This window comes from Streptomyces sp. NPDC018610 (assembly GCF_044391765.1).
GTDB lineage: Bacteria > Actinomycetota > Actinomycetes > Streptomycetales > Streptomycetaceae > Streptomyces.
Genome location: NZ_JBISAL010000010.1, coordinates 299,159 through 326,149, shown reverse-complemented (window position 1 = coordinate 326,149; position 26,991 = coordinate 299,159). Strand labels below are relative to the sequence as shown.

Below are 26,991 nucleotides of genomic sequence, written 5' to 3'. Positions count from 1 at the left end.
GTCAGGTCACGCCGGGACGGGACCGAGCGCGGGTCAGGCGTGCACGCCTACGCCGGTCTTGCAGTCGCTGAACGTGTCCTTGACGAGGCAGACCTTCAGGGTGCGCGTGGCGCCCTCGTCGAGGTTACCCGTCGTCACGTCCATGTACGGCGACGAGTGCCCGCGGGTCGTGGCCTTCCGGCCGTCGCTCAGGGTCGCTTCGATGCCGTAACCGTCCGCCAGCTTGTCGTAGGCGATCAGGGTGTCGCCGGTCGAGGAATCGAAGTCCCCCGGGTCGGCCGCCCAGGCGCCGTACCCCGCGAAGTCGCCGTTGTTGTAGACCTCGACGCGGGCCGAGCCGTCCGTGTACGTGTACGTGATGAAGTAGACGTCCGGCGCGGCGCTCGCGGAACTCACCGGCCCCGCGAGGACCAGACCAGTGGCCAGCGCCGTCGCCGCGGCTGCGATGGCTGCCGCCTTCTTACCTCGCGTCTTCACCTGTGACCTCGCCTTTATGGAAGTTGATGTTGAGGAACCCACATCATTCAGCGCCAGACGAGCCAACCACCAGCGATTTTCAGCCAAACATCAGTGCTCGTATACGGCATATCAGTCACCCGCACCGGATTCCCCCCACCGGAAGCGGAGGTGTGAACGCGACGGACCACCCGCGGCTCCAGCGCACGCACGAACAAGTCCCCCGGAGGCCGAGCCTCGGGCGGAGACCTGTTCGTCCCCAGCGGTGTCGATCCGCCGTCCCCGTCCGCGTCGTGGTGCGAGGGCACCAGGACGACGCCGGGGCCGATCCGTCGACGGGGCTGCCGGCCGAGTCGGGCTTCGCGAGTTCGTCGCGGTGAACCGGGGGCTGGCCGACAACGGCGCGGTCCGGCTCCTCCCCACCACGGCCAAGGCTCCGGAGCGGCGCGACACCATGCTGCGGGGCCTGGTCACCATGCCGGCCCCGTCGGCCCGGCCGGCCCGCTCGGCCCTCACGTGCCGGAGCCCACGAGGTGAGGTGCGCCTACCGGTCGGGGCCGGCCTGCGCCGGCCCCGACCATGTGTTTCCCTCTCCTCGGTCCAGGTCGTCCCGGGCGGTGCAGGCTGCCGCCCGTCGATCCCCTGGGCCGGGGGAGGGGCAGTTCGGCGGTCACCAGGAAGCCGCCCTCCGGGCGCCGGCCCGCGTGGAGGCGTCCACCGACCGCGGTGGCACGTTCCCGCATCCCGATCAGACCGTGACCGGGCGGGCGGTCCGGCACGACAGGCAGGCCCGGCGCCCTGAGAGCGCCCCCCGCGCCGTCGGCGACCGTCAGGATCACGCGGTCGGAGTCCCAGTGGAGACCCACCCGGGCGCTGCCGGAACCGGCGTGCTTGGTCACATTGGTCAGGGCCTCCTGGACGGTGCGGTAGGCCGTGAGGTCCAGTCCCGGGGGCAGCGGCCTGGCCGAGCCCTCCCGCCGCGCCGACACCTCCAGGCCCGCGCGGCGGAAGGATCGCCGTCGCCGCGAGGCCCACCACCCGATCCGGTACGGAGACTCGGCCACCTGTCGCTCACTCCAGACACCGTCGGGCAGGGGAAGACGCGCGAGACTCCCGCGCCACCACACACTCGCCCCGGCGCCCCGGCCGGGCATCGTCCCCGGATCCCTACCCCGCCTGGTGCGATCGGACCAGCCGCCGACGCGTCCTGGTGCCCGCACACCACCGACGGGGCGGCCACCGCGTGGTCCACCCGGCGTATCGAACGCGCGCGGCCACGGGCACGGCCCTAACCTCCAAATGCCTGGTGCTGACAGGACGCCATGGCACTCCGGGCGGCCCCCGCACTCCGCTGCGCCCTGGGGCAGGGGCCGCCCCACGCCTCCCGTCCTCTCGAGGACCCGGAGTCGGCGTCTGCCCTTTCCCGCGCGGCGGACGGTCGCGTCGGGACGGCCGGCACCCTGGCCTTACCGCACGTCTGAGCGGTCAGTCTTCGCGGTGGCGGATCCCTTCGAGGAAAAGGGCGACGTGCCTGCGCCAGTCACCGGCGCCGGTCATGTTGGCCATGGCGCCGCGGGTGATGAGGACGAAGTCCTCGGCCCGGAAGTCCGCACGCAGACGGCCGGCGCCGACAGCGCGCCGCACGATGCGTTCGGTGATCTCCGAGAAGTCGGTCTTCTCGTCGGCGATGTCGTTCCAGCGCGGCCGCTCGGGGCCGAGCAGTGCGAAGCGGAACGCGGTGTCGGCCTCGACGGACTCCAGGTAGCCGTAGAGCAGCGTCTCGAACGCCGTCCAGGGGTCCTCGGTCGCGTCGGCGGTGCGGGCGAGGGAGGTGATCGCCTCGAACCGGCGGCCGATGATCGCCGCGAGGAGCGCCCGCTTGTCGGCGAAGTGCCGGTAGAGGGTGCCGACGCCCAAGCCGGCGCGCTCGGCGATCTCGTCCATCTGCACGGCGTCGCCTCGCTGGGCGAAGAGGTCGCCGGCGGCGTCGAGGACGGCCTCGCGGTTGCGCCGGGCGTCGGCGCGCAGCGGGCGTTCGGGTGCGGTCATGGTCATCCCACTGTAGTTGACGACGCAAGGAGGCCGCCTCTACATTCGGAACCGGAGTTCAGGTTCAGGTTATGGAGGATTCGATGATCGTCGTCACCACACCGACCGGGCAGATCGGCAGCCGGCTCGTCCTTCGGTTGCTCGACCAGGACCGGAAAGTGAGGGTCGTCGTCCGGGACGCCTCGCGTCTGGACGACTCGGTCCGCGAGCGGGTCGAGACCGTCGTGGGCTCCCACGACGATCCGGCCGTGCTCGACCAGGCGCTGTCCGGGGCGGAGGCGCTGTTCTGGCTCGTGCCGCCGAACCCGCGGGCGCCGAGCGCCCTGACGCACTACGTCCACTTCGCGCGAGCGGGCGCCGCCGCCGTCGCCCGCCACGACGTCGGCCACGTCGTCGGGGTCTCCAGCGCCGGACACGGCTGGCCGGTCCCCGCCGGCGTCCTGTCGGCGGCCTTCGCGATGGACGCCGAACTGAGCGCGTCCGGTGCGGCGTACCGGGCGCTGTCCATGCCCTTCTACATGGAGAACCTCCTGCGACAGCTCGATGCCATCTGCGCGCAGGGCGCGTTCCACCTCACCTGTGCGGGCGACCTGCCGCTGGCGCTGATCGCGACGAGGGACATCGCGGGCGTCGCCGCCGGCCTGCTCACCGACCTGTCCTGGACCGGACAGCGGAATCTCCCGGTGTTCGGCCCCGACCGGCTGACCCCCGACGGCATGGCCGAGGTGATCGGCGAGGAACTCGGGCGCCCGGTCGCTTACCGCCGCGTGGCCATCGACGACTACGCGTCGCTGCTTCGCTCGCAGGGTGCCGGAGACCAGACGGTCAAGGACGTGACGGACGCGTTCGCCGCGCAGGACCACGGCATCTACGACGAGGACTGGGCGGCCGCCGAGCCGACGCGCACGGACTTCCGGACGTGGTGCAGGGAGGTTCTCAAGCCCGCGGCGGACGCCCGCACCTCATGACACGAGCGACACCTGCCCGGACGACCATGGAAGCCGGCACGTCGATGACATCGTCGCCGGCACCGGCCTCGACGAGGACGAGCGCGCGGACGAGTCCCGGGTGAGCGGCGACGGTGAGCATGGCCGTATGCCCGCCCAGCGACTGGCCGGCCAGGACGGGCCGCCGCAGCGCCAGTTGATCGATGGTGGCCACGACGTCGGCGACGCAGGCGGCGCGGGAGACGTCCCGCGGACGGCGCTCGCCGGCGCCGTGCCCGCGCTGGTCGACCGCGACGACCCGGGACCGGGGACGCAGGCGTCCCGCCGGCGCGTCCCGTTCCCCCGCGTGGCCGGCCAGCCCGTGCAGCAGCACCACGGGCTGCCCGGGCCCGCCCCAGTCCCGGCAGACGAGTCGGACGCCGTCTCGTACCACCACGCGTTCGGAGCATGCCGAGTCGGCCTCCGGACGATCGGCCGGCGTCATGCGGTTCCCGCCCCCTGGATGGACTGCTCGTACCGACTGCGCGTGAGCGTGAAGGACTCCGCGAGGGTGCGGCATCACCGTCGTAACCCCTCGTCCCCGGGCTCGCGCCGGGCACCGTCGGTACCCGCCCTCGCCGCCGGACCGGTGGCCCCGGCGCGCCTGAGGGGCGGGGCCGTACCGGGTCGGGACGGTGCCCCGTACGCGGCCGAGCGGCGTCCGCCATGATGCGGCCCGTCCGGTCCTGCGCCGGCAGGCGTCCGCCGTCCTGCCGGCGTCCGGATCGTCGACCGGCCGCCGTCGACACACCGAGACACGCCGACCGGGCGCTCCCCGCACCGGGCATCTGGCCAACAAAATTGTTGACAATGTTGTTGGGTTAGATTTACGTTCGACAGGCACTCATCAGGGAGGGCACAGATGCCGAAGGAAGCCCGTCCGAGCACCGGAGAGCAGGCCAAACAGCATGCGCTCACGCGGCTGCGGCAGGCGATCCTGCACGGTGAGATGGCGCCGGCCCAGCGGCTGGTGGAGAACGAACTCGCCGAGCAGTTCGGTGTGACGCGGGCCAGCATCCGCGCGGCGCTGATCGATCTGGAGGCCCAAGGTCTCGTGGAGCGGATCCGCAACCGCGGTTCGCGGGTCCGGGTGGTGACCGTCGAGGAGGCGGTCGCCATCACCGAGTGCCGGATGGTCCTCGAAGGGCTGTGCGCGGCCAAGGCGGCCGTCATGGTGAGCGACGAGCAACTGACCGAACTGTCCGACCTCGGCACGGCCATGCGCAAGGCCGTGGCCGACGGCGAGCCGGTCACCTACTCCGACCTCAACCACGAACTGCACGCCCGGATCCGGGAGTTCTCCGGCCAACGGACGGCCGTGGAGCTGCTGGAGCGGCTCAACGCCCAACTGGTGCGGCACCGCTTCCAGCTGGCCCTCAGGCCCGGGCGCCCGCAGCAGTCCCTGAACGAGCACCTGGCCATGATCGAGGCGATCGCGGCCAGGGACCCGCAGGCGGCCGAGGAGGCCGTCCGCGCCCACCTCACCAGCGTCATCGAGGCATTGCGCGACTGACGCGCCGCGGGCCCCGAGGGGCGAGCGGACGTCGCGTCGCCGGCCTGGCGCCGGGGTGGTGGGCGGACACCTGTCCACCAAGGAGAGAACAGCAATGACGCACGCAGGCGCGCCGTCCCCCGAACTCCCGGCCCCGCCCGGTCGGGGAACACCTCCCTCCCCGCCCCGATCGACGCTCGTCGTCACCGCGCACGCCGGGGACTTCGTGTGGCGTGCGGGCGGCGCGATCGCCCTGGCCGCCGCGCGCGGCGAACAGGTCACCATCGCGTGCCTGACCTTCGGCGAGCGCGGTGAGTCCGCCAAGGCGTGGCGCGAGGGGAAGCGACTGGCCGAGATCAAGGCGATCCGCCGGGAGGAGGCCGAGAAGGCCGCGGCCACCCTCGGCGCCGAGGTCCGCTTCTTCGACGCCGGCGACTATCCCCTGGTCGCCACCGCGGAGCTGACCGACCGGCTCGTCGCGCTCTACCGGCAGACCCAGCCCGACGTCGTCCTCACCCACCCGGTGGAGGACCCGTACAACGGCGACCACCCGGCCGCCAACCGCATGGCCCTGGAGGCCCGCGTCCTCGCCCAGGCCATCGGCTACCCCGGTGAGGGCGACATCATCGGCGCCCCGCCCGTCTTCTACTTCGAGCCGCACCAGCCCGAGATGAGCGGCTTCAAACCCGAAGTCCTGCTCGACATCACCGAGGTGTGGGAGACCAAGCGCCGGGCGATGCAGTGCCTGGGGGCCCAGCAGCACCTGTGGGACTACTACACCGACCTCGCCGTCCGCCGCGGCGTCCAGCTCAAGCGCAACGCCGGCCCCAACCTCGGCCTCGCGCACCGGACCATGGCCGAGGCGTACATGCGTCCCTACCCGCAGATCGCGAAGGAGCTGGCATGAGCGGCGTGATCGTCACCGGCGTGCCGAAGGCGGACGGAAGGGACGTCGAGGCGCTCGCCGGGTACGGGGTGGCCACCGTCCACGAGGCGATGGGCCGCACAGGGCTGCTGCCGAGCCGGCTGCGCCCGATCCAGCAGGGCGCCCGGGTGGCCGGCACCGCCGTCACCGTGCTGAGCCACCCCGGCGACAACCTGATGATCCACGCCGCCGTCGAGCAGTGCGGCGAGGGGGACATCCTGGTCGTCACCACCACCTCGCCGTCCACCGACGGCATGTTCGGCGAGCTGTTCGCCACCGCCCTGCAACGGCGCGGCGTACGGGGCCTGGTCATCGACGCGGGCATCCGCGACACCGCCGAGCTGCGTGAGATGGGCTTCGCGGCCTGGTCCGCCGCCGTGTCCGCGCAGGGCACCGTGAAGGCGACCGGCGGCTCGGTCAACGTGCCCGTCGCCATCGGCGGGCAGCAGGTCGGGCCGGGTGACGTGATCCTCGCCGACGACGACGGCGTGGTGGTCGTTCCGCGGGCGGCGGCCCGGCGGGCGGCCGAGGCGGCCAGGGCCCGCGAGGACAAGGAGGCCGCCTCCCGTGCCGCCTTCCAGGACGGCCAACTGGGTCTGGACCGGTACGGATTGCGTGAGACGCTGGCGCGGCTGGGCGTGACGTACCGCTCCTACGACGCGTACGAGCGCGGCGAGGGAGACGGCTCGTGACCGGTCCCGAGGAGGTGCGGTGCGCGCTGCTGCGCGGCGGCACCTCCAAGGGCGCCTACTTCCTGGCGACGGACCTGCCCGCCGACCCCGCGGCACGCGACGACCTGCTGCTGCGCATCATGGGCAGCCCCGACCCGCGCCAGATCGACGGCCTGGGCGGCGGCCACCCGCTCACCAGCAAGGTCGCCGTGGTCTCCCCGGCCGCCGGACAGGACGCGGACGTCGACTACCTCTTCCTCCAAGTCGTCGTCGACAGAGCGGAGGTGACCGATCGTCAGAACTGCGGCAACATCCTGGCCGGTGTCGGCCCGTTCGCCGTCGAGAGGGGCCTGGTGCCCGCCACGGGCGACGAGACCACCGTACGGATCCGGATGCGCAACACCGGGGAACTGGCGGTGGCGACCTTCCCCACCCCGGGCGGGCGCGTCGACTACACCGGTGAGGCGGAGATATCCGGCGTGCCCGGCACCGCCGCCCCCGTGGTCATCGAGTTCCCGGCGGCCGAGACCCCGCTGCTGCCCACCGGCCACGTCCGGGACGCCGTCGCCGGCGCCGAGGTGACGTGTGTGGACAACGGCATGCCGACCGTGCTGATCCCCGCCCGGTCGCTGGGCATCACCGGCAAGGAGAGCCCGCGCGACCTGGAGGAGGACCTCGCCCTCGCCGACCGGCTGCGCGAGATCCGCCTGGCCGCGGGCCGGCTCATGGGTCTCGGCGACGTCGAGTTCGCGACGGTGCCCAAACTGACCCTGCTCGCGCCCCCGTCCGCGGGCGGCGCCGTCATGACCCGCACCTTCATCCCGGTGCGCTGCCACACCTCCATCGGCGTCCTCGGCGCCGCGAGCGTGGCGGCGGGGCTGCGCGTCCCCGGCAGCGTGGCGGACGGCATCGCCGAGCCTCCCGCCCCGGGTGGCCGTATCCGCATCGAACACCCCACCGGATTCCTGGACATCGAAACGGACGTCGACGCCGGCGACGGCGAGGGCCTGCCCGTGGCGCGCCGCACCGCCGTCGTGCGCACCGCGCGCAAGATCTTCGACGGCACCGTCTTTCCCCGCTCCCCCCGCACCGCACCCGCACGACCCCTAGGAGGCGACGATGGCTCCCCCGCTCGGTGACATCGCCCATATCGGCCACGCCCAGCTGTTCACTCCGGACCTGGACGCCAGTGTCGCCTTCTTCACCGACTACCTCGGGCTGACCGTCAACGGCCGGGACGGCGACACGGTGTACCTGCGCACCTTCGACGACTACGAGCACCACAGTCTCGTCCTCACCGCCCGGGACCGGCCCGGACTCGGCCGGCTGGCCCTGCGCACCTCCAGCGAAGCGGCCCTCGACCGCCGCGTCGCGGCGATCGAGGACACGGGCCGCCCCGGGCGCTGGGTGGAGGACGAACCCGGCATCGGCAAGCTGTACGTCACCACCGACCCCGACGGTCACGAACACGCCCTGTACTGGGAGAGCGAGCACTACCGGGCCCCCGAGGAACTGCGGCCTGCGCTCAAGAACCAGCCGCAGGCCAAGCCCAACCGGGGTGTCGGCGTACGCCGCCTGGACCACATCAACTTCCTGGCCGCCGACGTGCTCGCCAACGCCGAGTTCCAGCAGGACGTGCTCGGCGCCCGGCCCACCGAGCAGATCCGGCTCGACACCGGCCGGATCGCGGCCCGCTGGCTGACCTTCACCGACAAGTCCTACGACGTCGTCTACACCGAGGACTGGACGGGCTCGGCAGGCCGGCTGCACCACATCGCCTTCGCCACCGACACCCGCGAGGACATCCTGCGCGCCGCCGACCTCGCCGTCGACAGCGGCGTGTTCATCGAGACCGGACCGCACAAGCACGCCATCCAGCAGACGTTCTTCCTCTACGTCTACGAGCCGGGCGGCAACCGCATCGAGCTGTGCAACCCGCTCACCCGCCTGCTGCTGGCGCCCGACTGGCCGCTGGTCACCTGGAGCGAGGCCGAGCGGGCCAGGGGCCAGGCCTGGGGCCTGAAGACCATCGCGTCCTTCCACACCCACGGCACCCCGCCCGTCGACTGAACACCGACCGTCCGAGGGGTGGGCAGCGCCGCCGTGTGCTGCCCACCCCCCTTTGTCACCTGCGCTTTCACCCGGCGACGGGCCAAGGGAACGCGCGTGGCTGGATTGTTGCTGAGATTGTTGACAAAAACGTTGACTCTCATCGGGCGGGTCCCTAGCGTCTAGCGCATCGACGGGTCAGCCGCACGAGCCGCGTTCGACCCTCACCCCGCGCTCCCGGGCGTCGCCCGAGCAGGGGACCTTCCCACCGATCCCACCAGGGAACGCCTCCTGGACGAGAGGAAAACGACGATGTCCTCCTCCACCGCCCCCTTGGCACGCGGCGGCAGACTGGCCGCACTGGTCGTCGGCCTGTGCTGGCTGGCCGTGCTCTTCGACGGCCTCGACATGTTCATCTACGGCTCGGTGCTGCCGCACATGCTGGCGCAGAAGGCCCTCGGGATCACCCCCGGCCAGGCCGGCGACCTCGGCAGCTACGCCACCTTCGGCATGCTGATCGGCGCCCTGACCGCGGGCACCGTCGCCGACCGCGTCGGCCGCAAGAAGCTCATGGTCGGCTGCGTCACCCTGTTCTCGCTCGCCTCGGGCCTGTGCGCCCTCTCCGGCACCGTCGCCGTCTTCGGCCTCGGCCGCACCCTCGCGGGCGTCGGCCTCGGCGGCCTGCTGCCCACCGCGATCAGCATGGTCACCGACTACGCCCGCGGCGGCCGGGGCGCCCTCACCATCGGCGCGCTGATGACCGCCCACCACGCCGGCGGCATACTCTCCGCCTACGTCGCCAAGTGGCTCGTGGAGCCCGTCGGCTGGCGCGCCGCCTTCTGGGTGTGCGTCGTCCCGCTGCTGTTCGTCCCGGTCCTCGCCAAAGCCATGCCCGAGTCGCTGAGCTTCCTCGTCGCCAAGGGCCGCACCGATGAGGCCCGGCACCTGGCCGGCCGCTTCCGGGTCGAACTGCCCGCCGCGCCCGCCCGCAAGGACCCCGCCGACCGCTGGGCCGCCCTGGTGGGCCTCTTCCGCGGCGGCGAGTGGGTCCAGACCCTGCTGTACTGGCTGGCCTCCTTCGGCGGACTGCTCCTTGTTTACGGCGTCGCCACCTGGCTGCCCACCCTGATGCGCGGCGAGGGCTACAACCTGGGCTCCGCGCTCACCTTCGTCGTCCTGTTCAACCTCGGCGGCATCGTGGGCATGCTGGTCGCGGGCCGAGCCTCCGACCGCTTCGGCGCCCCGCGCATCTCCGCCGTCTGGTTCGCACTCACCGCCGCCGGGGTCTTCCTGCTCAGCGTCCACATGCCGCTGGCGCTCACCTACACGGTGGTCTTCCTGACCGGCGTGTTCCTCAACAGCGCCCAGACCATGATCTACGCCACCGTCTCGATCCGCTCCGCCCCCCAGAGCCGCGCCACCGCCGTCGGCTGGACCTCCGGCATGGGCCGCTTCGGCGCGGTGTTCGGCCCCTGGCTGGGCGGCCAACTGCTCGCCGCGGGCAACGGCGACTGGGGCTTCACCGCGTTCGCGCTGGCCGGCGTCTCCTCCATGGTCTTCATCGCGATCGCGGCCCTGCGCGCCTCGCGGCAGCGCACACCGGCCGGCGGCGCCCCGCAGGAACTCCTGACCACCGGCTGAGTCACGGCACGTCGGCGGTGCCGCCAGGCGTCCGGGCAGCGCCGGGCACGGCCTCTCCCGCCCGCGGAGCGGCCCGCACCGCCCCCGGGTGCGGGCCGTTCCACTGATCCGGACCGTGGTACGGCAGTCCTGGGGGTCCACCCCCACGGGGCCTGGAGCGCCGAGCACCGCGCGCACCCGGAGCAGATCCGGCTGACTTGCCCCCGCGAAGTCGTCGAGACCGGTTCAGGCGACGACACACCCGCGCGAAGCGGTGGTGCGGCCGCGAGTGAGGCCGACAGGCGGGTTGGTGCCGCCCGGGACGCGCGCGTTCGTGCATGATGCACACCGAGGCCTTGGACCGGGAGCTCGCGGGAAACGGAGAGACACTGGTGGGTGCGGGGCGGGCTGCGGTGGTGCACAGACGATGGGACGAGCAGCACCCCTGGCCACCCCGATGGCTCCGCTGGGCCCCGCCCGCGCTCGTCGTCGCCACCCTGGTGGTGGACCAGGCGACACCGGCGCGCTACTTCTTCGGCTCGCTGCTGGCGGCCTCGGTGGTGCTGGCCCTCTTCACGTACCCCCCGATCGGCGTCGTCGCCACCGGCGCCGCCGGATGCGCCCTGCTCGTGGTCACCGAGATGGTCGAGAACTACGTCGGTCCGATGACCATCGTGGCCCTGATCGTCCTGGCCACCGTCACCTTGCTGTCCGTCGCGCTGTGCATGGTGCGCCAACGGGCCGAGAGCCGCTTCCGTCGCGTGCAGGCGGTCGCCGAAGCCGTGCAACTGGCCCTCCTGCGCCCTCTTCCGGCCCGGATCGGCCCGTTGCGCCTGGCCGGCTTCTACCGGGCGGCCGACGACGAGGCGCTCATCGGCGGTGATCTCTACAGCGTGCGCCCGACGCCGTTCGGTATCCGTGTGATCGTCGGAGACGTCAAGGGCAAGGGCGTCAGCGCGACGCAGACCGTGGCCACGGTGATCTCCTCGTTCCAGGAGGCCGCGCTGCTCCATCCGTCGCTGAGCCAGGTCGCCGAGCGGATCGACGTGGCCCTGCAGCTGGACCGCGACCACCCTCCGGCGGAGCCGCTTGGGGGTGGCCACCCGTCCTACGAACCCGGGGCGGCCCCGGGGCCGGCGGACGAGGTGTTCGCCACGGCCGTCCTCCTGGAGTTCTCCGCGGACGCGCGTGCCGTACGGATCCTGGACCGCGGCCACCAGCCCCTGCTCGCCGTCCGGCACGGCACCGCGACCGTCGTGGAGACCGACCACAGCCTGCCGCTGGGCATGGGCGACCTGTTGCCCGCGCCTCCGGACACCGTGACGCACACGATGGACCCCGGAGACATCCTTCTCGCCTACTCCGACGGGGTCACCGAGGCGCGCGACGGCACCGGAACGTTCTACCCGCTGAGCGAACGCCTCCAGGACCACTGCGCGAGCAGCACCGAGCCGGTTTCGCCCGCCGGTGTCGTCACCTTCCTCGAGGAGGACGTCGCCCGGTGGGCGCGCACCCTGGGGGACGACCTCATCGCCATCGCCTTCCAGCCCGCCCCGCCCGGCGAGGAGTGAGCCCGTGGGCCGTCACCGGCACGGCGACCGCGCACACCGGATCCCGGGCCGCGCCGTGGACACCGGCCCGCGCCCCCGAGTCGGCTGCCGCGGTACCGCTGCGCGGTGCTCCCGAGGACGGGCGGACGCCGAGCAGTCGGCCGGGGCCGGCCCGGGGGCCGCCGTTCCCGGGGCAGCGGTTCCCGCCCCGTCGACGGCGACCAGCCCTGCCGGCTGACCGAAGGCGCCACGCCGGACGTGCCGTCGATCGTGGTGGTGATGTCCATGTGCGGGGCATGCCCCCTTTCCGGGGGTCGGTGAGCCCAGGGCCGGAGCACCCCGTGAGGCGTGTCCGGCGATGGCGGGGGCCGGGTGCCCGGGAGGGGCGACGCCCGGCTGCCCAAAGACCGGCGTCCCTGGGGGGAGCCGGTCGGTCTCGTTCGTCCCTCCACCGTTTCACACTGCCGCCCGCGGCCACGACTGTCCGCAAGCGGCGACCGGCCGTCAGTCCGGCCCGTCCGGCCCGGCCGCGCCGCACAGGCGCCGGCTCCGGTGGGCGGTACGACGGGGCTGAGGTTCGGGCGCCCACCGTGCCCCGGGTGGTTCGCCAGGTGCACGACCAGCACTACGGAGACGGGCAACCGGAGATGGTCCAGCCCCGTCCAGCCGTTGCCGGCCGGCCGGGCGAGTGAGACCAGCGCGTTCGTGCCGGCGGCCGATCCTGCCGGCAGGCGTTCCGGTGCGGAGCGCTGCTCGCGCTCAGGGCCCGGTCATGGGCCGGTGCGGTAGCCCGTCGTGCCGTACACCTGGTGCGCGTTCGGGCGGGGTGCGGGACGGTGCCGGGCGGCGGGGCCGCCGGCGAAGCCGCGCAGCAGGTTCTCCGTGGTGCGGGTGACGAAGGCGCGGGTCCGCGCGTCCATGCCGTGGTCGCGGCCCAGTTCGCCCGTCCCCGCCGCCAGCGCCTCCACCCACCGCATCGTGCCGGTGGCGAAGACGCCCGCTGCGCCGGGGACGGTGTAGTACGCCGAGTCGCTGTGACTGCGAGAACCGGCGCTGACCAAGGGCGAGTGCGCGGTGATCTCCAGCGCTCCGGGGACGTGCGGGCCGGGCGTGACCCTGTCGTACTCGGCCCCGACCAGGTGGGGGAAACCTTCGCCGTGACGCACCCCTGTGCCCTCGTACAGCCAGTGGTCCGCCGCGTGCACCACGTAGGAGGCGTCGACCGGGTATCCCTCGTAGAGGACACCGGTGAGTGACGACTCGGGGTCGGCGCCCGGCTCTTGCCGGAAGTCGGTGGTGACCCGGTCCGGGTGCGACGGGTAGCAGGGGTCGTCGCGGTAGGAGGACTTGTAGCAGACCACGTCGCGCTCCTCGCCCGTCTCGCCCGCTTCCAGGCGGACACGGCGGAAGCAGGTGTTGGCACCGAGGAAAGCGATGTTGGAGCCCGCGTCGCGGGCCTCGGTGACATGCCGACGCTGTTCGGGGGTCCAGTACTCGTCGTGGCCCATGCAGATCACGGCGGCGGCCCCGCGCAGCACTTCGGTGTCGTGGTGGACGTCGACGCCGGTGGTGTAGGCGAGGGGAATGCCCAGTCGCTCGGCGAGGACGACGGCCGCCCACTCGTAGGTCAGGAACTTCTCGGCGCCGCTCGCGTCGTAGGGCCGGTCGAAGCTGACGACGAGCGAGCGGGTGGCGTACGCGCCGGAGGCGCCGTCGTAGAGGCTGTAGCCGCCCCACCGGTTGTACGCCTGCCAGGTCGCCGGGGCGTGCAGCAGGACGGTGCGGCCCGCTCCGCGGGCGGAACGCACGATCAGCGGGACGTACCGCTGGTGGCCGTTGTCCGCCTCCAGGCGTATCAGATACGCCCCCTCGGGCCAGCCGTCCGTCCCGAACGCCAGCGTGCGCGGCCAGCCGGCCCGGACGGTGCGCGTGGCGGACGCCACCTGCGCGGCGGGCCGGGCGCGGCCCCGCAGCGGCGCGGAACGCCACACGAGCCGGGCACACGCCCCGCCGTACCAGCCGATGCGGAAGGCCGAGACGCGGAACGACGACGCCGTGGTCGACACGTGCAGGCCGCACTCCTGGCCGGGCCGAACGCTCACCCGGTCGGCGTATCCGGCCACGGCGTCCGGCGGGCCGGAGGAGGCGAGCCGCCAGTCGCGGGTCCCGGGGCGGTCCCGCTCCGCCTCCGGCCGGTGGCGGTCGGCCGCCGCCCGGTGTTCGGGCCGTGTCTCCCGGTGATGGCAGGCGACGGCCCCCGCAGCCAGTCCGGCCACGCCGACGGAACCGCGCAGGAGATTCCGGCGCCCCACCCAGGGGCCCTGGGCCCGCTCGGTGTCCTGGCGGGCGTGTTCCTCGGCGGGAGGCTCCCCTGGAGGATTCTCGCGCGGGCTCATCCGGGCTCCTGGTGCTCCCCCGCGTGGTCGAGTCGCGCCGTGCACAAGCACGAAGGTAGCGAGCGTGACGGGTGATCGCACGGCCACCGGGCCCTGTCGGCCGCTCCCGGAGCCGGAGACCGCACCTCGTCGCCCACCGCTGCGCGCGCCGCGTCGGGGGCCGTCCGGCCGCGCGTCCTGGTCAGTGGACGAGCGGGGAGACCGCGGCGGAAGGTCACCATCCGGGTGGGCGAGTACGGCGGCCTGCCCCGGGTCCGCACGTCCTCGGCCGACGAGAGCACAGGCGCCGTGGTGGCGGCCCGGCCGAGGAGCGGTGACCGGCTTCCTGGATCCGGGCCGGGGACACGGTCCCGGTACACGGGGACGTGTCCGCCGCGCGGGTGGAAACCCCTGCCCGGAAGCCGACCGCTGGTGGGCGGTACGTCGGCTGGGGGAGAGATCAGGCATGAGCACTCAGCACGCTGACGGCCCCGACGGTGCGCACCGGCGCCCGCGGGGCGTGTCGGACACCCTGGTCCGGGCTCTGGGAGCGTTGTCGGAGGCGCTGGAGACGACCGAACGCGCCCGCGGGCACCTTTACTCCTTCCATCAGCTCACGGGAGGCGCCGACTTCGCGCTGGACCGTGCCGTGGCGCTGCTGCGGGAGGCCGGCGAGCAAGGATGGGCGGACCGGGTGGAGCGGGAGATCCTGGGCCGCAACGTGATCCCCGGGCACTGGACGTTCCAGATCATCGAGGCCTACGACGCCACCTACTACGAGCCGTTCAAGGACGTGGAGGACCAGGCGCGGCAGGAGCTGGTGGAGGGCAAGCCCCACTTGTACGAGGCGGAGCTGAAGGAGAAGCGCCGCACGAGAGGCCATCCCGACCACACCGCGCGTCCCGACGTGGACCGCTCGCTCGACGTGTAGGCGCCCAGGCCTGCGCGTCGGAGGTGTCCGTCCCGTCTCCGAAGTGATCGAAGCCGCGCGACAGCGGCGTGATCTCCTGCGCGCGCCCGCACAGTGCGGGCGAGGTCGTCGCCGGGCTCTCCGTGGCGGCCAGGGCGCGCTCCGGCAACCGGCCCGGGTGACACGCCGTGGCAGGCACCCGGAATCAGGGCCAGGGCACCGCCCTGGTCGCGTCAGCGCCCCAGTTGGCCAGGAGACGCAGGGACTCCGCGGACGGGGAGCCCGCCTCCGCGTGGTAGGTCGCCAGGAACTGGTCCGAGTCGTCCGTGAGGCGGAAGGACTCGAAGTTCAGGGACAGATCGCCGACCAGCGGGTGGTGCAGGCGCTTGACGCCGTGGCTCTTCTCCTTGACGTCGTGCGTCGCCCACAGCTGCCGGAACTCCTCGCTCTTCACCGAGAGTTCGCCCACCAGGGCGGACAGCCGCAGGTCGTCGGGGTAGCAGCCCGCGTTCATGCGCAGGCCGCACACCACGTCGATCGCCTTCTGCTCCCAGTCCACGAACAGGTCTCGGTACTCGGCGTGCAAGAACACCAGCCGGGCCCAGTTGCGCTCGGCCGGCGGCAGTTGCCCCCAGTCGCCGAACACGGCCGCCGCCATCCGGTTCCAGGCGAGGATCTCCGCGCGGCGACCCCCGATGTACGCCGGCACGCCCTCCATGGTGTCGAGCAGCTGGCGCAGCGAGGAGCGGACCTGCTGCTGCCGCGCCGCCGGCCTCTTCTTGTGCGACTTCGGCTTGGCCAGATGACTGAGGTGCGCGTGCTCGGCGTCCGTCAGCCGTAGCGCCCGGGCGATCGAGTCCAGGACCTCCGCCGACACGTTACGGCCGTTGCCCTGCTCCAGGCGCGTGTAGTACGCCACCGACACCCCGGCCAGCTGCGCCAGTTCCTCCCGGCGCAGCCCCGGCACCCTGCGGTGCCGGCCGAAATCGGGCAGTCCCACGTCCTGCGGCTTCAGCCGTGCCCGACGGCTGTGCAGGAACTCGCTCAGCTCGGCCCGCCGGTCCAGAGGCCGGCCGGCGGCGGAGGCTCCGGGCTGTTCGTCCATACCGCCAAGTATCCGTCGTGTCCCGTGGTCGTACGTCCACCATCCTGACCCTGCCAGTGGTAGGCGCGTCAGTCGTACGCAAAGCATTGGTCTGGGTGACCGGCGGAGCATGGGGCACGCTGGTCGTGTGCCCGGTGGAAGAGAGCCGGGCGCCGAGTACCACCGCTAGGAGACCCCCCGCTATGACCACTGTCGCCGCGTACGCCGCACCCGCCGCCAAGGCCCCGCTGGAGCGGACCACCATCGAGCGACGCGCGGTCGGCGAGTTCGACGTTCTGATCGACATCAAGTTCGCCGGCATCTGCCACTCCGACATCCACCAGGCCCAGGACGGCTGGCGCCCCGGCACGTTCCCGATGGTGCCGGGCCACGAGATCGCGGGTGTGGTCTCCGAGGTCGGCCCCGGCGTGACGAGGTTCGCCGCCGGCGACCGGGTGGGCGTCGGCTGCATCGTCGACTCCTGCCGAGAGTGCGACAACTGCAAGGCCGGCCTGCAGCAGTACTGCGTCGACGGACCGATCTGGACGTACAACTCCGTCGGCAAGGACGGCGAGATCACGTACGGCGGCTACTCGCAGAAGATCGTCGTCGACGAGAACTACGTCGTCCGCATCCCCGAGGGCCTGGCCCTCGACGTGGCCGCCCCGCTGCTGTGCGCCGGCATCACCACCTACTCCCCGCTGAAGCACTGGAACGCCGGCCCCGGCAAGAAGGTGGCCGTCGTCGGTCTCGGCGGCCTCGGCCACATGGGCGTCAAGATCGCCCACGCGCTCGGCGCGGAGGTCACCGTCCTCTCCCAGTCCCTGCGCAAGAAGGACGACGGCCTGAAGCTCGGCGCCGACCACTACTACGCCACCGGCGACCCGCAGACCTTCGAGGACCTCAAGGGGACCTTCGACCTCATCCTCAACACCGTCTCGGCCCCGCTGGACTTCGCCGCCTTCCTGTCCCTGCTGCGCACGGACGGCACCATGGTCAACGTCGGCCTGCCCGAGGAGCCGGTGCAGCTCGTGCTCCAGTCGCTGTTCGGCAACCGCCGCAGCATGAGCAGCTCCGGCATCGGCGGGATCCCCGAGACCCAGGAGATGCTGGACTTCTGCGCCGAGCACGGCCTGGGCGCCGAGATCGAGCTGATCAGCGCGTCCGAGATCAACGACGCGTACAAGCGGGTGCTGGCCAGCGACGTTCGCTACCGCTTCGTCATCGACACGGCCACAATCTGAGCCGAACGCCCGGTCACCCGCCCAGCCGGGCGGGCGACCGGGCATGCGCTGCGACGGGCGACCGGGCATTGCGCTGCGACGGTGGGAACGGCGGCCCGGTACGGCGCTGCGAAGAGGCATCGAGAGTGTGTGCCGTGTCGGCTCGGCGCCACCGGGTCCTTCGTCCGGATCAGGCCGGACGAGCACGCGGGGTCTGGAGGTGGGGCCCCACGCCGTCAGGGCGGTGGGGGAACGGCCCCTCGCGGTAGGTGGTGGGACTCAGCGGTTATCCTTGCTCACCGGCCCGGGCCGACCGTCGAGCCAGGGTGCCCGGGCACGGCCCCGATGCCGCACATCGCCAGGCGATCTCGGAATGGGTGCCTCGGCTCCCGTGCCGCATCCCTGTGGGCTCACCCTTTTCCCGGGGCGTTGCGGGTCATGACGACTGGCGCGACCGGGCGAGGGAACCGCGGACGAGTCCGTACCGCCCGCTCATGGTCCCCGGCCCCTCCGTCGTCTCTGAAAGGTTCTCCCGCACATGCCCCTGGCTCTGCTCGCCCTGGCCGTCGTCGCCTTCGGCATCGGCACGACCGAGTTCGCCACCATGGGGCTGCTGCCTCAGATCGCCGACGGGATCGGTGTGTCCGTACCGCACGCCGGCAATGTCGTGTCGGCGTACGCGCTCGGTGTCGTCGTCGGCGCTCCGCTGCTGACGGGCATATGCGCGCGTGTTCCGCACAAGAGGTTGCTGCTGCTCCTGACCGGCCTGTTCGTGATCGGCAACACGGCGTCGGCCCTCGCCCCCGACTTCGGAACCCTGTTCGCCGCCCGCTTCCTGGCGGGTCTGCCGCACGGCGCGCTGTTCGGTGTCGGCGCCGTCGTCGCCTCGCGGCTGGTCGCCGCGGGCAGGGCGGCACGCGCCGTCTCGAAGATGTTCCTCGGACTCACCATCGCCAACATCGTCGGGGTCCCGGCCGCCACGGCCCTCGGCCAGCATCTGGGCTGGCGTGCCGCGTACGGCGCGGTCGCTGTCATCGGCCTCGTCGCGCTGGCCGCGCTGGCCGCCTTCGTCCCGCACCAGCCACGCGGGGAGCACTCCGGCATCCGGCACGAGCTCCGGGCCATGGGCAACAAGCAGGTCGTCGTCGGTCTCGCCACGGCCGTCGTGGGCTTCGGCGGATTCTTCGCCGTGTACAGCTATCTCGTCCCGATGCTCACGCACCTGACCGGGATCTCCGACGCGTCGACGACCTGGGTGCTCGCACTGTACGGCGTCGGCATGACGCTGGGCACCCTGATCGCCGGACCGCTCACCGACCGCGCGCTGCGCCCGACGATGTACTGGGGGCTCATCCTGTTGGCAGCGGCCCTGGTGACGTTCTACCACGCGGTCCACAGCACCGTTCCCGCCCTGGTGACCATCACATTCATCGGCGCGATGGGCTCCCTCATCACCACACCGGTTCAGATGTTGCTCATGGCCAAGGCCGAGGACGCCCCGACGATGGCGGCGGCCTCCAACCACTCGGCCTTCAACCTGGCCAACGCGGGTGGTGCCTGGCTCGGTGGCTCGGTCATCTCGGCCGGCTGGGGCTGGGCCGCGCCCAACCTGGTCGGCGCGGCGCTCGCTGTGGCCGGTCTGGGCCTCGCCTTCACGGGCGGTGTCATGGACCGGGGCCGACGGCGTTCGAAAGTGATCACGCAGGCGTCGCCGACGGCGGGGCAGGAGACACCGGTCCCCACCGCGGACTGAGCGGGAGAGGGCCGGGCCCCAGGCCGTCACCGCCGAGACCGGGACGCCGATCCGCCCTCGCGGGTCGCGCAGTCCGCGGCAGCGCGGCCCGCGAGGGCGGCGGGGGCGGTGAAGAGAGCGTGGACGGCCCGCGGCCACACCGGCAAGATCCTGCTGGTGAACGAGTAGCGCGCACAGGAACGTCTCCGAACGCCCGAGACGAGGGACGCGCCGGCCGCCCAGGTCCCGGACGCGCCGGGCACGCGCACCGCGCAAGCCGCCGACGCCGCTGTACCGTGCGCCGTCGGCGCGGAGGCGTGGCGCGGCTGCCGGCCGTCGCCGCGGCACCCCCTTCAGCGGCTCCCCGCCCCATCCCCCGCCGGGCGGCCCTCGCCGCCCTCCGCGTCACGGACCGCCACGAGCGCCGCTCGGATGTCCGCCGTCGCCCGCGGATCGGACAGGGACCGGCCCGTCAGCTCCTCGACGCGGCGCAGGCGGTAGCGGACGGTGTTGGGGTGGACGAAGAGGCTCTGCGCCGCGCTCCCGGCCGAGCCGGCGGCGGCGAACCAGTGCTCCAGGGTCCGCAGCAGACGCGACCGCTCCGCGGCCGGCAGGTCGAGGACCGGCTGGAGCACCACCTCCACCAGGTGCGCCGCCTCGACCCGAGCCGTTCGGCGACCACTGCGACGGCGAGGCCCGTGACCGGTACCTCGCGGTGCCGGGCCTTCCATCCAGAGCATGGATCGTCACAGGGGCGGGCATGGCCAGCGCGTCGTCGTCGAAGCGCGGGCGTCCTGTTCGCCCCGCTCATGGCGCGGCTCCTGCCGGTTCCGGAGCCCGCGGCCACGGTCCTGAGGGAACGGAGACAGCGGGAAGCTGCTCAGCGCCTCGTTTCGTACCTGGTCAGGGTCACGCCGCCGGGAAAGGTCCGCGTCTCCACCAGGTTCAGGTTCATCCAGCTGTCCAGCGCGGTGAAGAACGGCGTGCCGCCGCCCACCACGACCGGATGGGCGGCGATCACATACTCGTCGATCAGCCCGGCACGCATGGCCGCCCCGGCGAGCGTCGCGCCGCCGATGTTCATGGGGCCGCCGTCCTCCGCCTTGAGCCGGGTGATCTCGGCGATCGCGTCGCCGGTGACCAGGCGGGTGTTCCAGCGGACCTTGTCGATCGTCGAGGAGAACACCACCTTCGGCGTGTCCCGCCAGTTCCGCGCGAACTCGATCTCCGCCGGGGTGGCGTCGGGCTGCTGGTCCCCGGTCGGCCAGTAAGAGCTCATCGTCTCCCACAGCTTGCGCCCGTACAGCGTCAGTCCACTCGCCTGCTCGTGGCCGAGCCACCACTGGAACAGCTCGTCACTCGGTGGTCCGCTCCAGCCGATGTCGTCGCCGGCCGCGGCGATGTAGCCGTCCAGAGTCAGGTTCATGCCGTAGATCAGTTTCCTCATGGCCCCAGCCTTCCGTCCGTGGGTGTCCGGGTGATGGACCGGCGCGGCACGGGACACTCATCGGTGCCCGATCCGGGCCCGTCGGCGCAGCGGGCCCCGTCCGGCTCGCCGCGGGCCCCGAGGCCGCCCCGGACGAGCCGGTGGGCCTTGGCCCACGCCCGGACCTTCGACCAGACGCGGCGGTGGGCGAGGGCGGGGACTGCCCGAGGTTCTGTGAGCCTTGATTCGTGACCGAGGGCGCTGTCGCGCCCTCGGTCACTGCGACGGCCTGATTCTCAGCACGGGGAAGCACCAGCCGCTCGACGATCCCCACAGCGAAGCCGCCGGACAACCAGGCAAGACGATCTGTTACGGGTTGTCTCCGCCGCGCGGCTCCGTGCGGTAGTCGAAGTACGCCCACACGAAGATCCCGAGCAGTGCCACGACGCCGACCGTCGCGAACTGCACCGCTGTGGGTACGTTCCGCGTGAAGAAGCCGGCAAGCCCGGTTGCCAGCGCCCCGCACAGCATCAGCATGCGGCTGGCCAAGCGTTGCCCCGGGTCGACGCCTGTACGTTCGGAGAACAGGCCGTTCGCCGCCGCTTTCGCCGGGCGCGCAGCGCCTCTGCGCTTCTTCGACCGGTACTCCAGCCCGTAGCCGATCAGGAGGTAGAGCGCGAAGATCGCGGCGATCCACGCCCAGTCGGACGGGTGGTCCGTGCCGCCGCGCGCCAGGGAGTCCTCCAGCCCCGAGTTCATCCACGGCCCCCTTTCCGTATAGGGGCCGGATGCCCTGCCCATGAGATCGCATGTGCGTCGACTTCTGCCGAGAAGACGGTGTTTCCGAGGATCTGCCACCGGTGTCGATCACGCGCACGCCCCTCCATCACGCTTTCGTCCGGCCTTGCCGCATCCACGGTGTGAAGAGCTCTTCCAGCTCGGGTGAAGCCGGTACTCATGCCTCTCCTCAACGGTCCGTCGATGCCTCCGGACCCGGTGACACCACCCCCCGGATCATCGACAACAGGAGGGGGAAGTCATGCCGGACCCGAAGGCCGGAGGCCCCTTTGCGGAGCCACGAAAAAGGCAACGGGCGGGAGCGTGCGTGCAGCCGTGGCCACCACGTGCACGAGTCGTCAGGCGTCGGCGAGGAGGGGGTCGTACGGGGTGCTCGTGCGGCGACCCGACATGAAGGAGAGGAAGTCGCCCACGAAGGTGCTCCGGCCGTAGCCGCCGTCGGTGGCGGCGAGGTCGCGGTGGAAGGCGGAGCGGAAGAGAGCCCGGTACTCGTCCGCATCGATGCTCCCGTTGCCGTCCTTGTCGGTGGCGTCGAAGAGGACCTCGGCCACGCGGATGAGCGCGGGTCCGGCGAGGGAGGGGATGGCGGCGGCGTACTCGTCGGCGCTGACGCGGCCGTCGCCGTCCGTGTCGAGGGCAGCTTGAAGCTCGCGCCACCAGGCGGCGAAGGCGTCGTAGAGCCGGGTCTCCTCGGGCTCGTCCAGGTCGAGGCGGGTGGAGAGTTCGCGTGCCATGGCGGCGAGGTCGGGCCAGTCGAGGTGGCCGTCGCCGGTCTGGTCCAGCACCTGGCGGAAGAACTCCCTCGCCGAGCGTCGGCCCTCGCTCGTGCCTATGGAAGGCGCCGGATCCGGGTCGGGGCCGGTGTCGCCGCCGAGCGGTGTGAGGAGACGGAGCAGGGCCGACGCCCGCTTCATGCGGGCGTACAGCGCGGCCACGGTCCGGGCGCGGGGATCGTCGCTGCCAGGTGAGAGCGAGAGGCCTTCGATGATGCTTTCGGCGTTGATCCAGCCCTCGGGCAGGAAACGGGCGAGCCCGGCGGCGAGGTAGGCGCCCCGCATGAGGGTATGGGCGCCGGGCATCTCCGGCAGGCCGGCTCTGCGTCGGTAGGGCTCGGGGAGCGAGGCCACGGTGATCGCGCCGAGGAGCGGGCCGACGACGGCCCGGCCGGCCGCCCACAGCGTCGGCGCACCGTCGAGCAGTGCCGGGGCGGGCAGGTGGTCGAAGAGCCGGTAGAGGATGACGCGGGCCGCCTCGGTGTTCTCCAGTTGGCTTTCGACCACCCGGTCGAAGTACCGCCAGAAGTCGCCCAGCTCCTCGGGCAGTTCCGCGGCGTCGCCGTCGAGCGCGGCGAGGAACGCGCGGTACTCGGCGTACATCCGCTCCATCGTGTCCTGGTCGAGCGGCTGGCCGCTCAGCCGGCACATGGTGACGGCGCTCTCGAAGAGGGTGGCGACCACCCAGGCGCGGGTCGCGCGGTCCATCGCGTCGTAGGCGCGGCCGCGGGAGTCGGAGCCGCTCATGCGGGCGTGCAGGCGGTTGAGCCGAGCAGCCTCCCGTTCGCGCACCGCCACGTCGGCGCCGAACATGCGCCGCATGCTGAGGAAGGTGTTGCGAAGCCTGCGCCAGGGGTGGGCGACGAACGTGGAGTGGTCGATGAGGGCGGCGCCGATCTGCGGATGAGCTGCCTCCAACACGGTGGCGCGGATCATGGCCAGCGCCCAGCGCGGGTCGTCGAAGAAGGAGCCGAATTGCGATTCCGGGCCGAACAGGGGTGGCTCGTCGGCCGTGCCCGTGGTTCCGGTGGTCATGATGGGTCTCCGTTCGTCCAGGGCGGCACGCCGCCGAAGCGGCGGTCGCGGCGCCGGTAGGCATGGAGGCACGCGAGGAACTCGGGGGCCCGGAAGTCCGGCCAGAGCACCTCGGGGAAGATCCACTCGGCGTAAGCGACCTGCCAGAGCATGAAGTTGGAGATGCGCTGCTCGCCGGAGGTGCGGATGACGAGGTCCACGTCGGGGGTGTCCGGGAACGGCAGGTGGTGCGCGAAGAGCTGCTCGGTCACCTCATCAGCGGGTGTCTTGCTGCGGATCAGCGACCTCGCGGCCTCCACGATGTCCCGGCGCCCGCCGTGATCGAAGGCCACGGTGAGTGTCATTCCCCGGTTGTCGGCGGTCAGCGCCGCCAGATCGTCGAAGTCCCGGGTCAGTTCGCGGGGGATGCGCGGGTCGGCGACCCCGAGGAAGCGACAGCGGATGCCACGGGCCAGGAGCAAGGGCGCATGCTTGCGGACGACCCGGCGGACCAAGCGCATCAGGTAGTCGACTTCACCGACCGGGCGGTTCCAGTTCTCGGTGGAGAAGGCGTACAGGCTGAGCCACTGGACACCGGCGGCCCGGGCCGCCTCGATGATGTCGATGACGGTGGTCTCCGCGGCCCGGTGGCCCGCCGTCCGGGGAAGCGAACGCCGCAGCGCCCAGCGGCCGTTGCCATCCATGACGCAGGCCACGTGCCGCGGCACCGCGCGCACCGGCCCGTCGTCCCGCCCCTGCCCGTCGTCGTACTGCCCTCCGCCCGGCCGGCCCTCCGTCGCCGGGCGTGCGTGCGGGACGCCGTGGTACGTGACGCCTGGCCGCGTCTCGCCCGGAGCGGCACGGTCGGCCCTGTCGCGCTCGGTCACGCCCACCCCGTCTCACACCCCAAGTCGCCCCTGCCCATGCTTCACCGGGGCGTTCCCTCTCAGGAGTCTGACGGCACGAACGAGTGCTGACCGGCCGAATGGGTGGCTGTCACCCTTGGCTCATATGCCCGAATTCTTGGTTCCGGCATCGATGGCCTTCCGAGAAGGCTTTCAGGGCCACGCGCGCACTGGCCGCACCTGTTCTTCGCGTCGATTCTGATCGCCTGTCCGCTCTCTACTCCCACCGTGCGGCGGGTCTCGCCCGCGAGGCTGCGGGGGCCCGGTGCCGTCGCGCTCGCGGCAGCCACCGGCGGTGACCACCTTCTGACAGGGGCTGCTTGACCTTGTCGCTGGCGGCAGGGTCGGACGATGACCGGCACGAACAGCACCGCACCGCGTACCAGCAGGATCGTCGCCGTCACCGGAGCCGGCACCGGGATCGGCCGGGCCACTGCCCGTGACTTCGCCGCGGAGGGCGCCCACGTAGTCGCGATCGGGCGGCGAGTCGAGCCGTGCACGGCGGCGTACGAGTGGGCCACGGTGCGCAGGTCATCCCAGGTCGTGTGCACGGCACACAGCGCTCAGGGCACGTCACGCGGGGGTCTGCCAGCCGGGTTCCAGGGCGCTGAGGAGGATGTGGAAGGCGGTGTCGGCCCGGTCCCAGTGGCCGTCGGCCAGTGGGGCGATCAGGAGGCCGAGGAAGGCGTCGGTGAGGAGCGCGGCCTGTGTCCGGGCCCGGTCCTGGTCCATTCCCAGGTCGAGGAAGATCGAGGTGAGCAGGTCCGTCCACCCGGTGACGATGTCGCGCATGACGGGTCCGTAGCGGTCCGGATGCAGCACGCTGGCGCTCATCACCTCCAGGTAGAGAGGGAGCGCGGCACGAACGTCCGGGTCACCGAACTGCCGCCACAGCTCTTCCATGAAGCGGCGCAGGTCCGCGGGGTTGTCGGGGGGCCCGAGGGTGTCGAGCAAGTCGTGGACGCGGAGCAGGGGACGGCGTTCGTAGAGGGCGAGCGCCTCGGCGATCATGCGTTCCTTGGTGCCGAAGTAGTACAGGAGCATGCGGTCGCTGGTGCCCAGGTGCTGGGCCAGCGGACGTAGCGAGAGATCCGCGAGGCCGTTGTGCAGCACATAGTCGCGGACGCGATCGAGGACCGCTCGTCGTTTGGCCGGGTCTGGTGGGCGAGGCATGCCGGCTCCTTGACGCATGTGGGACGGGACCTCGGGTGACCGTCTAGTAACTTTTTTGTGTCTATTTACTGTAGCGGTCGTTACGTCTATATTTGAGTGTAGCGGTCGCTACATCCACGGTCCCGACCCGCGCCCGGCGCGTTCCCGAGGCGGCCGCTCCGCCCTCATCCAGGAAGACTGATCGTTATGGCCCCCCATGCCGTCGACCGTCCCGTCGCCCACCACGAGGGAGGCCGGTTCTCTTGCGGCGCCGCGCCGTCGTGGTTCACCAGGCAGTGGGTCATGTGGTCCCACACGCTCGCTCCGCTGCGCGTCCTGGACGCGCCTCGTGGCCGGGTCACCGCCTGGGCTGTCTCCTGGCCCTTGAAGCGCGAACTCACCTCGGCGGGCCGGGCCCGGCGACTGGTGACCGCACAACTGAGCGACTGGGCTGTGGGTGACCTCGCCGACGTCGCCGAGCTTCTGGTCAGCGAGTTGGTCACCAATGCCCTGCGCCACACGCGGGGCCCGCTCAGGCTCAATCTCCGGCTGCTCCAAGGCGGGCTGCTGTGCGAGGTCGAGGACACCGGGTCCGGCGCCCCCGTACGCAGCGTCGTCGACCCGGACGCCGAGGGCGGCCGCGGCACGGAACTGATCGACATGCTGGCGGACGCCTGGGGCAGCACGCGGACGGCCACCGGCAAGACCGTCTGGTTCGAGCTGCGGTCCGCTGACCGGTTCCCGTCGGAGGCAGGGGCGCCGGAGTCACGGACGGTCGTCGGCGGGGAAGGCCGGATGGCGGCTGTCTGAAGGCGGGGGCTCGGCACGGGCTCATGGCGGGGTCTGCCCGCCATGAGCCCTGGCGACTGTCGCACGCCCTGCCGGTCGGTGCGCTGCGCGCCTGACCGTGCGGGGAGAGCCGGGATCCGGTCGCGTGGTCAGTGACTGCGTCCGGATGGCGGGCGCAGAGCTGGTCGTAGAGGGCTGCGGCCCGTCAGCTCCAGTGCCGGGCCTCGTCGGCCGTCCGGTCTCGTCCACGGCCCACGTGCTGACAGGCTACCGACCCGACTCGCTGACGGTGATCTGCGCAAGCGCGTCCTGAAGGCGGCGGACGGCATCCTCGGCCTCCGTGTACTCCTCAGGACTCGGGAGAACAGTGCCGAAGGTACCGGCACCGTCGGACGGCAGGGCGCGCCAGCGCAGGACCGGTTCGAGCGCGTTGAGAGCGCCGGAGAGAAACCAGGCCAGGCGGCCGTGCGTGCGCGCGAGCGAGATGGCCAGGACGGCGAGGGTTTCCCGCAGGTGTTCGAGCCGCTTGATCTGCGGCAACGCCTCCTGGACGTTTGGAGCGCCGACAACGTCGCGCAGACGGCCCACGGTATCGAGGGCGAGTGCGCGGTCGTCCGGCCCGAGTTGCCACACCTGATCTTGGATCTGCTGTTCGGCCTCCTCGGCCAGCACAGCGACGATCCTCCGCATGTCCATGCACGTCACTCTAGATGAACGGACCCCGCGGCCCGACACGATGCCCTCGGAGTCCCGGCCGCGCCCGAACCCGGCTTGTTCGCCCAGCGCCGTCCGCAGCTGCCCTGGTCAAGTCGGCAGCCCGGGACCGGGCTGCGTCTGATCGCTGATGGCCCGTCGTGCGGAGCCACCGCAGCGTTGACCAGCTCCTCGCCGAAGTCCTCGCCGAGCGCGAGCAACTCGAGTCCCGCGGTCGAGTCGAGCACCCCATCGGAATCGGGGAGGGTCAGGAGGGCGTCGTGGCACGTGGACTCGACAGCGAAGTCACGTGAGGCGA

The 26,991-nt window shown here is 72.1% G+C and carries 23 protein-coding genes and 3 pseudogenes; 13 read left to right on the top strand and 13 right to left on the bottom strand.

The genetic code is table 11. The annotated features are described in order from the left end of the window. Positions 1 to 33: 33 nt before the first annotated feature. The 3 genes from ACH5A8_RS26095 to ACH5A8_RS26085 all read right to left on the bottom strand — a co-directional run bounded on the left by ACH5A8_RS26095 (position 34) and on the right by ACH5A8_RS26085 (position 2,505). Positions 34 to 477 (bottom strand): hypothetical protein, encoded by a 444-nt coding sequence (locus tag ACH5A8_RS26095; RefSeq protein ID WP_399005799.1) that lies wholly within the window; start codon positions 475 to 477, stop codon positions 34 to 36. A 491-nt stretch (positions 478 to 968) separates the two neighbouring features. Then, positions 969 to 1,610: a sensor histidine kinase gene (locus ACH5A8_RS26090; RefSeq protein WP_399005797.1), complete on the bottom strand. Its 642-nt coding sequence runs from the start codon at positions 1,608 to 1,610 to the stop codon at positions 969 to 971. 331 nt (positions 1,611 to 1,941) lie between these two features. Further along, complete coding sequence (locus ACH5A8_RS26085) at positions 1,942 to 2,505, bottom strand: TetR/AcrR family transcriptional regulator (RefSeq protein WP_399005795.1); 564 nt, start codon at positions 2,503 to 2,505, stop codon at positions 1,942 to 1,944. A 71-nt stretch (positions 2,506 to 2,576) separates the two neighbouring features. Here ACH5A8_RS26085 and ACH5A8_RS26080 point away from each other — a divergent pair, with 71 nt between their 5' ends. Continuing rightward, positions 2,577 to 3,473, top strand: coding sequence for an NAD(P)H-binding protein (locus ACH5A8_RS26080; protein ID WP_399005793.1), 897 nt, complete (start codon positions 2,577 to 2,579; stop codon positions 3,471 to 3,473). 25 nt (positions 3,474 to 3,498) lie between these two features. On the opposite strand, the pseudogene ACH5A8_RS26075 reads toward ACH5A8_RS26080, so the two are convergent. After that, a pseudogene (locus ACH5A8_RS26075) lies at positions 3,499 to 3,936 on the bottom strand (alpha/beta fold hydrolase); the annotation flags it as partial. A gap of 417 nt (positions 3,937 to 4,353) precedes the next feature. Here ACH5A8_RS26075 and ACH5A8_RS26070 point away from each other — a divergent pair. The 7 genes from ACH5A8_RS26070 (at position 4,354) to ACH5A8_RS26040 (ending at position 11,819) form a co-directional block, all read left to right on the top strand. Next, the gene (locus tag ACH5A8_RS26070; RefSeq protein ID WP_399005791.1) at positions 4,354 to 5,004 is read left to right on the top strand and encodes a GntR family transcriptional regulator; all 651 of its coding nucleotides are present in this window, start codon (positions 4,354 to 4,356) and stop codon (positions 5,002 to 5,004) included. Between the two features lie 94 nt (positions 5,005 to 5,098). Further along, on the top strand, positions 5,099 to 5,890 hold the full coding sequence (locus ACH5A8_RS26065) for a PIG-L deacetylase family protein (RefSeq protein ID WP_399005789.1): 792 nt from the start codon (positions 5,099 to 5,101) through the stop codon (positions 5,888 to 5,890). Continuing rightward, positions 5,887 to 6,600: a 4-carboxy-4-hydroxy-2-oxoadipate aldolase/oxaloacetate decarboxylase gene (locus ACH5A8_RS26060; RefSeq protein ID WP_399005787.1), complete on the top strand. Its 714-nt coding sequence runs from the start codon at positions 5,887 to 5,889 to the stop codon at positions 6,598 to 6,600. The genes ACH5A8_RS26065 and ACH5A8_RS26060 overlap by 4 nt, the downstream gene beginning before the upstream one ends. Next, positions 6,597 to 7,718, top strand: coding sequence for a 4-oxalomesaconate tautomerase (locus ACH5A8_RS26055; RefSeq protein WP_399005786.1), 1,122 nt, complete (start codon positions 6,597 to 6,599; stop codon positions 7,716 to 7,718). Before ACH5A8_RS26060 ends, ACH5A8_RS26055 begins: the two co-directional genes overlap by 4 nt. Beyond that, on the top strand, positions 7,699 to 8,649 hold the full coding sequence (locus tag ACH5A8_RS26050) for a catechol 2,3-dioxygenase (RefSeq protein ID WP_399005784.1): 951 nt from the start codon (positions 7,699 to 7,701) through the stop codon (positions 8,647 to 8,649). Before ACH5A8_RS26055 ends, ACH5A8_RS26050 begins: the two co-directional genes overlap by 20 nt. Before the next feature lie 291 nt (positions 8,650 to 8,940). Next, entirely contained in the window at positions 8,941 to 10,269 is a 1,329-nt protein-coding gene (locus ACH5A8_RS26045; protein WP_399005783.1) for an MFS transporter, read from the top strand. Between the two features lie 392 nt (positions 10,270 to 10,661). After that, positions 10,662 to 11,819 carry a PP2C family protein-serine/threonine phosphatase gene (locus tag ACH5A8_RS26040; RefSeq protein ID WP_399005781.1) on the top strand — a complete coding sequence of 386 codons (1,158 nt, stop codon included), beginning with the start codon at positions 10,662 to 10,664 and terminating at the stop codon, positions 11,817 to 11,819. A 749-nt stretch (positions 11,820 to 12,568) separates the two neighbouring features. Here ACH5A8_RS26040 and ACH5A8_RS26035 read toward each other — a convergent pair. Next, the gene (locus ACH5A8_RS26035; protein WP_399005779.1) at positions 12,569 to 14,194 is read right to left on the bottom strand and encodes a N,N-dimethylformamidase beta subunit family domain-containing protein; all 1,626 of its coding nucleotides are present in this window, start codon (positions 14,192 to 14,194) and stop codon (positions 12,569 to 12,571) included. Positions 14,195 to 14,639: 445 nt separating this feature from the next. Here ACH5A8_RS26035 and ACH5A8_RS26030 point away from each other — a divergent pair, with 445 nt between their 5' ends. Continuing rightward, the gene (locus ACH5A8_RS26030) at positions 14,640 to 15,104 is read left to right on the top strand and encodes a hypothetical protein (RefSeq protein WP_399005777.1); all 465 of its coding nucleotides are present in this window, start codon (positions 14,640 to 14,642) and stop codon (positions 15,102 to 15,104) included. Positions 15,105 to 15,288: 184 nt separating this feature from the next. Here the strand turns inward: ACH5A8_RS26030 and ACH5A8_RS26025 are convergent, their stop codons facing one another. After that, positions 15,289 to 16,188 carry a helix-turn-helix domain-containing protein gene (locus ACH5A8_RS26025; RefSeq protein WP_399005775.1) on the bottom strand — a complete coding sequence of 300 codons (900 nt, stop codon included), beginning with the start codon at positions 16,186 to 16,188 and terminating at the stop codon, positions 15,289 to 15,291. 182 nt (positions 16,189 to 16,370) lie between these two features. Between ACH5A8_RS26025 and ACH5A8_RS26020 the strand changes: the two genes are divergently transcribed. Together ACH5A8_RS26020 and ACH5A8_RS26015 are read left to right on the top strand one after the other, a co-directional pair. After that, the gene (locus ACH5A8_RS26020; protein ID WP_399005773.1) at positions 16,371 to 17,411 is read left to right on the top strand and encodes an NAD(P)-dependent alcohol dehydrogenase; all 1,041 of its coding nucleotides are present in this window, start codon (positions 16,371 to 16,373) and stop codon (positions 17,409 to 17,411) included. Positions 17,412 to 17,928: 517 nt separating this feature from the next. Then, on the top strand, positions 17,929 to 19,143 hold the full coding sequence (locus ACH5A8_RS26015; RefSeq protein WP_399005771.1) for an MFS transporter: 1,215 nt from the start codon (positions 17,929 to 17,931) through the stop codon (positions 19,141 to 19,143). A 332-nt stretch (positions 19,144 to 19,475) separates the two neighbouring features. On the opposite strand, the pseudogene ACH5A8_RS26010 reads toward ACH5A8_RS26015, so the two are convergent. The 5 genes and pseudogenes from ACH5A8_RS26010 to uppS all read right to left on the bottom strand — a co-directional run. Continuing rightward, positions 19,476 to 19,790: pseudogene (locus tag ACH5A8_RS26010) on the bottom strand (helix-turn-helix domain-containing protein); the annotation flags it as partial. 212 nt (positions 19,791 to 20,002) lie between these two features. After that, the gene (locus ACH5A8_RS26005; RefSeq protein WP_399005769.1) at positions 20,003 to 20,569 is read right to left on the bottom strand and encodes a dihydrofolate reductase family protein; all 567 of its coding nucleotides are present in this window, start codon (positions 20,567 to 20,569) and stop codon (positions 20,003 to 20,005) included. A 348-nt stretch (positions 20,570 to 20,917) separates the two neighbouring features. Continuing rightward, positions 20,918 to 21,307 carry a hypothetical protein gene (locus tag ACH5A8_RS26000; protein WP_399005767.1) on the bottom strand — a complete coding sequence of 130 codons (390 nt, stop codon included), beginning with the start codon at positions 21,305 to 21,307 and terminating at the stop codon, positions 20,918 to 20,920. 377 nt (positions 21,308 to 21,684) lie between these two features. Continuing rightward, entirely contained in the window at positions 21,685 to 23,154 is a 1,470-nt protein-coding gene (locus ACH5A8_RS25995; protein WP_399005765.1) for an oxygenase MpaB family protein, read from the bottom strand. Next, positions 23,151 to 23,870, bottom strand: a complete 720-nt coding sequence (uppS, locus tag ACH5A8_RS25990; protein WP_399005944.1) for a polyprenyl diphosphate synthase — start codon at positions 23,868 to 23,870, stop codon at positions 23,151 to 23,153. The genes ACH5A8_RS25995 and uppS overlap by 4 nt, the downstream gene beginning before the upstream one ends. 519 nt (positions 23,871 to 24,389) lie before the next feature. Here uppS and ACH5A8_RS25985 point away from each other — a divergent pair. Further along, positions 24,390 to 24,497 (top strand): annotated as a pseudogene (locus ACH5A8_RS25985) (ketoreductase); the annotation flags it as partial. Between the two features lie 114 nt (positions 24,498 to 24,611). Here ACH5A8_RS25985 and ACH5A8_RS25980 read toward each other — a convergent pair. Then, the gene (locus tag ACH5A8_RS25980) at positions 24,612 to 25,211 is read right to left on the bottom strand and encodes a TetR/AcrR family transcriptional regulator (RefSeq protein ID WP_399005763.1); all 600 of its coding nucleotides are present in this window, start codon (positions 25,209 to 25,211) and stop codon (positions 24,612 to 24,614) included. Between the two features lie 186 nt (positions 25,212 to 25,397). On the opposite strand from ACH5A8_RS25980, the gene ACH5A8_RS25975 reads away from it, so the two are divergent. Then, a complete protein-coding gene (locus ACH5A8_RS25975) occupies positions 25,398 to 26,000 on the top strand; it encodes an ATP-binding protein (RefSeq protein ID WP_399005761.1) in 603 nt (200 codons plus the stop codon). Between the two features lie 246 nt (positions 26,001 to 26,246). Here ACH5A8_RS25975 and ACH5A8_RS25970 read toward each other — a convergent pair whose 3' ends face one another. Continuing rightward, a complete protein-coding gene (locus tag ACH5A8_RS25970; protein ID WP_399005759.1) occupies positions 26,247 to 26,675 on the bottom strand; it encodes a hypothetical protein in 429 nt (142 codons plus the stop codon). Positions 26,676 to 26,991 lie beyond the last annotated feature (316 nt).

Excerpts from the sequence above, each read along its gene's own strand:
- ACH5A8_RS26090 (WP_399005797.1), bottom strand. The coding sequence starts at position 1,610 with ATGCCCGGCCGGGGCGCCGGGGCGAGTGTGTGGTGGCGCGGGAGTCTC.
- ACH5A8_RS26085 (WP_399005795.1), bottom strand. The coding sequence starts at position 2,505 with ATGACCGCACCCGAACGCCCGCTGCGCGCCGACGCCCGGCGCAACCGC.
- ACH5A8_RS26080 (WP_399005793.1), top strand. The coding sequence starts at position 2,577 with ATGGAGGATTCGATGATCGTCGTCACCACACCGACCGGGCAGATCGGC.
- ACH5A8_RS26070 (WP_399005791.1), top strand. The coding sequence starts at position 4,354 with ATGCCGAAGGAAGCCCGTCCGAGCACCGGAGAGCAGGCCAAACAGCAT.
- ACH5A8_RS26065 (WP_399005789.1), top strand. The coding sequence starts at position 5,099 with ATGACGCACGCAGGCGCGCCGTCCCCCGAACTCCCGGCCCCGCCCGGT.
- ACH5A8_RS26060 (WP_399005787.1), top strand. The coding sequence starts at position 5,887 with ATGAGCGGCGTGATCGTCACCGGCGTGCCGAAGGCGGACGGAAGGGAC.
- ACH5A8_RS26050 (WP_399005784.1), top strand. The coding sequence starts at position 7,699 with ATGGCTCCCCCGCTCGGTGACATCGCCCATATCGGCCACGCCCAGCTG.
- ACH5A8_RS26045 (WP_399005783.1), top strand. The coding sequence starts at position 8,941 with ATGTCCTCCTCCACCGCCCCCTTGGCACGCGGCGGCAGACTGGCCGCA.
- ACH5A8_RS26035 (WP_399005779.1), bottom strand. The coding sequence starts at position 14,194 with ATGAGCCCGCGCGAGAATCCTCCAGGGGAGCCTCCCGCCGAGGAACAC.
- ACH5A8_RS26030 (WP_399005777.1), top strand. The coding sequence starts at position 14,640 with ATGAGCACTCAGCACGCTGACGGCCCCGACGGTGCGCACCGGCGCCCG.
- ACH5A8_RS26025 (WP_399005775.1), bottom strand. The coding sequence starts at position 16,188 with ATGGACGAACAGCCCGGAGCCTCCGCCGCCGGCCGGCCTCTGGACCGG.
- ACH5A8_RS26020 (WP_399005773.1), top strand. The coding sequence starts at position 16,371 with ATGACCACTGTCGCCGCGTACGCCGCACCCGCCGCCAAGGCCCCGCTG.
- ACH5A8_RS26015 (WP_399005771.1), top strand. The coding sequence starts at position 17,929 with ATGCCCCTGGCTCTGCTCGCCCTGGCCGTCGTCGCCTTCGGCATCGGC.
- ACH5A8_RS26005 (WP_399005769.1), bottom strand. The coding sequence starts at position 20,569 with ATGAGGAAACTGATCTACGGCATGAACCTGACTCTGGACGGCTACATC.
- ACH5A8_RS26000 (WP_399005767.1), bottom strand. The coding sequence starts at position 21,307 with ATGAACTCGGGGCTGGAGGACTCCCTGGCGCGCGGCGGCACGGACCAC.
- ACH5A8_RS25995 (WP_399005765.1), bottom strand. The coding sequence starts at position 23,154 with ATGACCACCGGAACCACGGGCACGGCCGACGAGCCACCCCTGTTCGGC.
- ACH5A8_RS25980 (WP_399005763.1), bottom strand. The coding sequence starts at position 25,211 with ATGCCTCGCCCACCAGACCCGGCCAAACGACGAGCGGTCCTCGATCGC.
- ACH5A8_RS25975 (WP_399005761.1), top strand. The coding sequence starts at position 25,398 with ATGGCCCCCCATGCCGTCGACCGTCCCGTCGCCCACCACGAGGGAGGC.
- ACH5A8_RS25970 (WP_399005759.1), bottom strand. The coding sequence starts at position 26,675 with ATGGACATGCGGAGGATCGTCGCTGTGCTGGCCGAGGAGGCCGAACAG.